The organism is Corynebacterium sp. HMSC077D03, from assembly GCF_001808545.1.
GTDB classification, from domain to species: domain Bacteria; phylum Actinomycetota; class Actinomycetes; order Mycobacteriales; family Mycobacteriaceae; genus Corynebacterium; species Corynebacterium simulans.
Genome location: NZ_KV793684.1, coordinates 1 through 6,650, shown reverse-complemented (window position 1 = coordinate 6,650; position 6,650 = coordinate 1). Strand labels below are relative to the sequence as shown.

Sequence of the window (6,650 nt, the reverse complement as noted above, 5' to 3'; positions counted from 1 at the left end):
TGGGGTGGAACTGCTAACAACGTAATGGGAGAGAGGGGGAGAGAAGGGTGTCCCCCGCAAACAATGCCGATCTCGGTGCCCGCGTTAATCGCGTCCCGAACTGATTTTCCACCCGCTTGCTGCTTTGCGTTGCTGCCAGAAGTGACGGTAGATACCAGGGACATCGGAAAGCTCAGAATGCGTGCCTAGCTGGCTGACTTGCCCGTGTTCATCCAAGACTACGATTTGATCAGCAGATTTGATTGTATCCAGCTTATGGGCGATGACAATAAAAGTAGATTGCTCCCGTAGCTCGTCCATCGCAGCAAGAATGTTTGCCTCATTTTCTGCATCGAGCGCGGAGGTAGCCTCATCAAAGAGTACAATCGGCGCTTGCTTGAGAAGCGCGCGAGCTACAGATACGCGCTGGCGTTCACCACCGGATAGAAGCCGCCCGCCTTCACCAACAGGAGTATGCCACCCTAGGCGGTTGGCAATAGAAGTCACGCCTGAAAGATCAGCTGCGCGGAAGACTTCCTCATCGGAGGCGTCGGGACGACCAACGCGGATATTAGCGATTAACGAGTCGTCGAAGAGGTAAACGTCCTGAAAGACCATGGACAGTCTGGACATTAACTGTTCGGTTCCAAGCTCGCGGATATCTACGCCGTCAACCATCACCGCCCCGGAATCTACATCCCAGAATCGCGAAATAAGGCGCGCAATTGTGGTCTTTCCGGAGCCAGAAGGACCGACAATGGCGGTAACGGTGCCTGGTCGAGCATGGAAAGTGACATCTACCAATACTGGTTTATCGCCGTATCCAAACGTGACATTAAGCAGCTCGACATTTCCCGAACCATCGCCTAGGCGCGGAGTAGTGGGTTCTGGCAGGGAAGGGGCATCGGTGATGAGCTCAGTTTCTGTGAGCGCGATACGGCCGGCATCTAAACCGACGAAAGAAGAACCCAGCTGTTCAAGCGTGCGGGTAAACCTCAAGCTGATTCCGATGATCGCAATTGTTTCTAGTGGCGATAGGGCGCCTTCAACGGCAAGATCCGCGGAGACCATAATGAGAGCCACAATGAAGATCTGCACTATTATGCCGTTGAGTAGCAAAGCTAATGTGGATACCCATAGCTCGCGTATTCGTGCTTTATGGTCGATTTCTAGCGCTTGCTCTAGTGGCGCAAAAACTTGTGATTGTCCTGCCGCGCGCAGGGCTGGTTGACGGTTAGCAAATTCTACGATGCGCTGGGAGAGCTCTTTACTCGGCCCCAGTGCGCGGTTCGATGCTTTCTCACGAATCCATGCAGCCAACTGCATCACCACGAGCGCCAATGGTGCGATGATAAGAAGGACCAAGCCCAGCTTCGGGTTCCAGAAACACGCTCCTACTAACAAGGTGACAAGTGCCGCGCTATCGCGGTATATCGTTCCTTGAATATGCGCAATGGTCTCGGCCGCCACCATAAAGCGATCTGAAACGAGGCGAGATAGGCCGCCGGTATTAGCCGGTACGAACCAGCCGAGCGGTAGCGTTGCTAATTTATCGCCCACAGTCGTGTGCGCGGCTCGGATGAAATCCAAGGCCGTGTGGTAAGAGGCCATGGTTGCGAAAAATCGTAGCGCAAAAGCTACGAGCGCAATTGCCAAAAGCGTCCACATCCATGGTGCGATCGTCGTATCCCCATCGAGTGCCTTTGTAAGTGGCACGAGCGTGAGAACGGCGAGGCCATCAAGCACGCCAACGATAAGCGATAGACAAGCATACCTTTTATTGAGCTTATGGCCTACAGGACTTTGCAGCTTTTTGACACTGCGAGTGAGTAGCGGATCACGAAGACGCGAACTAACAGGCGTAGTGGCATTAGACATGAGAATTATCCTTCATAGGCTTGAGGCAGATTATTTGGTCTGCTCCTTGGATGGACTCCGGCTTGTGGGCGATGACTAAGACGGTCTTGCCTCTGACGAGTGTGGCTAGAGCTGCTTGAATTTCTGCTTCGCAGTCAGGATCAGTTGCCGCAGTAGCTTCATCCAGGATCAAGATTGGGGCATTGGTAATGATTGCCCGGGCAATAGAAATGCGTTGCTGTTGTCCACCGGATAAAGAGGTGTCCTCACCAACAACGGTGTCGAGCCCAGCCGGTAAAGCGCGAATATCAGCAGCTATGTGCGCAGCCTCTGCGGCTTGCCAGATCTCTTCATCGCGGGCTTCTGGGCGTGCAAGGCGAATGTTTTCCCGAATACTCATACGCAGTAAGTGAGGATCTTGTAAGACGAAAGCCACAGTGCGGTACAAACTGTCGAAAGTGAGATCACGGATATCCACGTTGTTGATAGTGATTGTGCCCGAATCTGGATCCTGGAAACGCGCCAGCATCGTTGCTGCTGTGGATTTGCCAGACCCGGAGGGGCCAATCAATGCCGTGACAGTGCCTGCATTTAGTTGCGCAGAAAAGTCTTGGAGGACTGGTGTGTCTGGGGCGTAGCTAAAGCTGACCTTATGGAACTCCACCTCCATGTCTTGACTACTGGCATCGAGTCTCTTTTGGCCTTCTTTCACATGGGAAATTGTCATGACTTCATCAAGGCGCAACGCCGCATTGCCAGCGAGCTGGTAAGACCACATCATTTGGCCGACGGTTTGAATCGTGCCTGGGAGCACCAGCGCAATTAACGTTGTTGCGATGACTTCAGCGACCGTGACATAGCCACCAGCTATCAGCAGGGAACCGACTCCTAGATTGATAAGGATGAGGACAGGAACCGCCACCACAGACTCTGAGATTGCGGAAACACGCAGAAGCGGACGTACCCACTCGTAATAGAATTCCGCGAATTTTTGGGCAGCTTCGCGATATCGAGCGTGGGCTTTGCCAACGGTGCCGAAAGCCTTGACGACGGAAATACCTTCGGAGAACTCCACCGCAGTCGCAGAGACCTCACCCAGATAATTATCCATTTCCGCAGTTTTTGTGCCCATATCTTTCATTGAATATGCTTGGATTGCTAGGAAAATGGGCACAGTGGCAATAGAAAGTAGACCAAGGCGCCAATCCAAGAAAAAGGCATAAACCAGAAGCGCGAGGGGCGTAAAGATCGCGGCGACCTTCTCTACAGGAGCATGGGCTGTCAGGGTGTGCAGAGTTAACGTATCGTCCTCGACGGCTTTGCGGACTTTGCCGGAATTAGTCTGGCTAAACCACGAGAGTGGTGCTTTCGCAATAGCGGTAATAATTCGGCGCCGGTTAATCCCCACCAGCTTTGCATCAGCGAAGTGGGTGATTGCAAGGGCAAGGAAATAGAAGAATAGCTGGCCCAAAAATGCAGCAAGTAGCCATTTCACAATGGACGCGACGTCATCAGTTTTGCCGTCGATTAGAGCATTTCCCAGTGCCACCAACGCGACGTAGGGTGCTACGGCGAGTACCGAGGATATAAGCGCGAGAAACTGTGCGAAGTAGATGGTTGTTTGCACTGGGGCCAGTAGTTTTTTTAGAGCGACCTGGCCGGCTTTTAGTTTTGCGTGAGCCTCTTCTTCCGGTGACGCACCGTGTGATTCTGGTGCGTGGGTTCCGCTTGATTCTGTGGAACTTTGTTTTAGTTCAGACATTTCTTTCTCAATTCTTGTTGATGTCAGTCATATCGATGATTCTGGTGACTGATTCTTGGATGAATTCGTGGTCATGGGTGATGACGATGACCACTGCTCCGCTTGCTGCAAGAGATCGAAGTAGCGCAGAGATGGATTGCAGTTGGCGCCAGCCCACGCCAGAGGTAGGTTCATCGAAGATGTAGATCGCTGCTTGCTCGGCTTGGGCTGAAGCTATGGCTAAGCGTTGCCGTTGCCCACCGGACAGAGACTGCGGATGCCGTTGGGCCATTCCTGCCAGATCGAGGCGATGGAGAATCTCATTGACATCGATGTGGTCCCGCTTCTTCTTTGCCAGTCCGAGCGTGACTTCTTCTTCGGTGGTGGCTGCGAATAATTGGCGGCCAACATCTTGCATCACCATGTACGCGGCACGTCTGCGGGCAGCCGCTCCTACTCGTTTGCTGTTCAAACGGAGACTACCGCCGCGTTTGGGAGAAGCAAGACCACAAATGATCCTGGCGAGGGTGGTTTTTCCAGCGCCGTTGGGCCCGATTAAGGCGGTGACTTCGCCGCTGGGGAAAAATGCGTGGTCAATGTTTAATACCTCATGTGCGCCATAAGAAAAACAGATGTTGCTTAGCTCGAGTCCGCTCCGCTGGGGATCGGCGTTTTCGAGCGTGGGTGGTACCGGCACGCTCGCGGGCAGGGGAACATGGTGTAAGCTGCGTAGCCCCAATTGTTTGCGTTCGGGTTCGTCTAAGGCATAAAACTCCTGAGCGCGGAAACTCCGCGTTATTTTTCCCTGAGTCAAGTAAATAACTTGGTCAGCGATATCTTTTAAGAAAAAGAGACGGTGATCAGCGATAATGATCGTTGTGCCTAATTCCTTCAAGCGGTGTAGCACGCGTGCAAGAATATCGATGCTTTCCATGGAGAGATTGGACGTGGGTTCATCGAGAAGCACGAGACTGCCCGGGGACACAAGCGCGCATGCGCATGCCACGGTTTGTAACTGCCCACCGGATAATTCTTTGAATCGCCGGCCCCGAAGATCGTTAATGCCTAGTAGCTCGACCGCTGATTGAATCCTCGACTCAATTTCTTTGGGATCTACACCAAGGTTTTCTAGCCCGAAGGCCAATTCTGCATTGACGCTTTCAGTGAAAAATTGTGTCCTTGGATTCTGGAATACTGAGGCGCTGAACTCGATGGCTCGGGACAGCGGTTCTTCCGCAGGGGTAAAAGCCTGGTCATCCTTTATAATAGTGATGGTGCCTAGTAGCTCTCCTGGATTGAAATGGGGGATGAGTCCGTTGATCAAATTGAGTACCGTGGACTTTCCCGATCCGGAATCACCGGTAATCAGTAGACACTGTCCTGGAGAGACAGAAAAAGACACATCAGATACACCTTGAATGCCTGGCCGAGCTCCCAATGGATATGTAAAAGAAACGTTGTGGGCGTCTACACTGGTTGCGATACTGCGTTCGTTCATAAGTGGACCTCCGTGGGAAGCCAGACAGAGGCAACAACGAGGCCCAACCCAGCTAGTGCAGTTGCATCGACAAGCTTGAAGGAAAGATCGGCGGTGGTGGTTGGGCGTGCGGGTCCTCCCAATCCCCGGACAAGAGCAGAGGCAGCGAGCTCATCACCAGCGCGGACGACGGCACCTAATAAGGGGATGATCAACATCGCGGACGATTGTGTGGGCTGTGTGATCCAGCTTTTTACTCCAGGCTGGAGACCCCGAAGGACCATGGCATCGCGGATGGCTTTGGCTTCTGCCACGATGATCGGCAAAACGCGCAGGAATACCGCCGGTGGAATGGTGGCCCAGCCTGGTAAACGCAGGTCCCGCAGTGCTGAGGTCAACGTGGATGGTGTGAGAGTGAGCAAGCCGAATGCGCCGATGGACATGCTGATGACAAAACGGCTTAGCCACGAAAAAATTGCCGCTGAAAAAGCGAAAAATGTGGAGCCAGGAAGCTGTAATAGGCCCCAGTACCCTAGATAGGATAATGCAAAAGCGAACAGGCAAATAAGACCATAGTGTGGCTTTACTGTAGCTAGTGCGATGGAGCTGAAAGCGATAGAAATCAGCAGTGTCGGTAGGTGGCCGTGGCTGAGAGCTACCGCATTGATTACTAGAACAGAAAGCAGCACGGTCCGTGGATCGATCGAAGATCGACGAAGCACGCCCTGTTTTTGCAGGCTCACAGGAGACCAGCGCTTTCAAAGTGTTTGCGGCTGACGCGAACTCCGACCTTTCCTCCGATAAAGCCGACGATGAGCGCACAAATGGCCAGTACTCCAATGGTCCATGGCTGGAAGATATCCGACATGGCATCGGCATATTCTTGACCCATTTGGTCTGCGATATCGACGTAGTAGGAGTCCGTATCCAGAATTAGCGGGATAAAAGGCATAGAAATCCAGACACAGAAGACGCTGTAGGCAATAGGGAAGGATCTGGCAATACTGAGGTGGCTTTTTGTAATAATCAAATCCGCGATAAACCCTAGAATTATGCTTCCCAGCAGGGTCCAGAAGTAGTGTCCGGTGAGCATGAATGCTAGTCCGTTAATACCACCGACGAGGGTGAAAGCACCCATTTTGGGCGTGCGGGCGGCATAAAGCGCTAGCACGATTCCGTTTGCGATTGCCGCGATGAACCATCCAATAAACATGAATTGTGGTCCTGCGAATCCAATCATTCCGCTTACAAAGGTGATTACAAAGTAAAGTGCAGCAAAGATACCAGCGTTGATGAGATCTCTGGTGTTTAAACGTGCCGTCGCCCCACTGGATGAGCTTGTACTCCGTGCGGGCGTAGAGGACTGTTGGGTCATAGTAAACCTCGATTCATGAACAGCTGGAAAGGCAAGGCTTACCTAATACAGATAGTGCTGTATATAAACTATTTCTAGTTTTGATCTGAAGATTCACCCTTAATGGGGGCGAATGTAGATAAGCGGACATCAAACCAGAGCACGACTACCGACTATGCACCGACAAAGTAAGCACCAACGGCAAGACAACCCTGTGAAGTGCCCCGAGTTTTGTTCCTAGG

The 6,650-nt window shown here is 52.3% G+C and carries 5 protein-coding genes; all 5 read right to left on the bottom strand.

The features are described 5' to 3' along the window. Window positions 1-84 precede the first annotated feature (84 nt). The 5 genes from HMPREF2888_RS03790 to HMPREF2888_RS03770 are packed head-to-tail and all read right to left on the bottom strand — an operon-like array spanning window position 85 to window position 6,429. Window positions 85-1,857 (bottom strand): ABC transporter ATP-binding protein, encoded by a 1,773-nt coding sequence (locus HMPREF2888_RS03790; protein ID WP_061921189.1) that lies wholly within the window; start codon window positions 1,855-1,857, stop codon window positions 85-87. After that, window positions 1,850-3,598, bottom strand: a complete 1,749-nt coding sequence (locus HMPREF2888_RS03785; RefSeq protein WP_062036170.1) for an ABC transporter ATP-binding protein — start codon at window positions 3,596-3,598, stop codon at window positions 1,850-1,852. Before HMPREF2888_RS03785 ends, HMPREF2888_RS03790 begins: the two co-directional genes overlap by 8 nt. 7 nt (window positions 3,599-3,605) lie before the next feature. Further along, window positions 3,606-5,075 (bottom strand): ABC transporter ATP-binding protein, encoded by a 1,470-nt coding sequence (locus HMPREF2888_RS03780; protein WP_062036168.1) that lies wholly within the window; start codon window positions 5,073-5,075, stop codon window positions 3,606-3,608. Continuing rightward, a complete protein-coding gene (locus HMPREF2888_RS03775; RefSeq protein WP_235591016.1) occupies window positions 5,072-5,743 on the bottom strand; it encodes an energy-coupling factor transporter transmembrane component T family protein in 672 nt (223 codons plus the stop codon). Before HMPREF2888_RS03775 ends, HMPREF2888_RS03780 begins: the two co-directional genes overlap by 4 nt. A gap of 50 nt (window positions 5,744-5,793) precedes the next feature. Beyond that, window positions 5,794-6,429 carry an MptD family putative ECF transporter S component gene (locus HMPREF2888_RS03770; RefSeq protein WP_061921197.1) on the bottom strand — a complete coding sequence of 212 codons (636 nt, stop codon included), beginning with the start codon at window positions 6,427-6,429 and terminating at the stop codon, window positions 5,794-5,796. Between the last annotated feature and the right edge of the window lie 221 nt (window positions 6,430-6,650).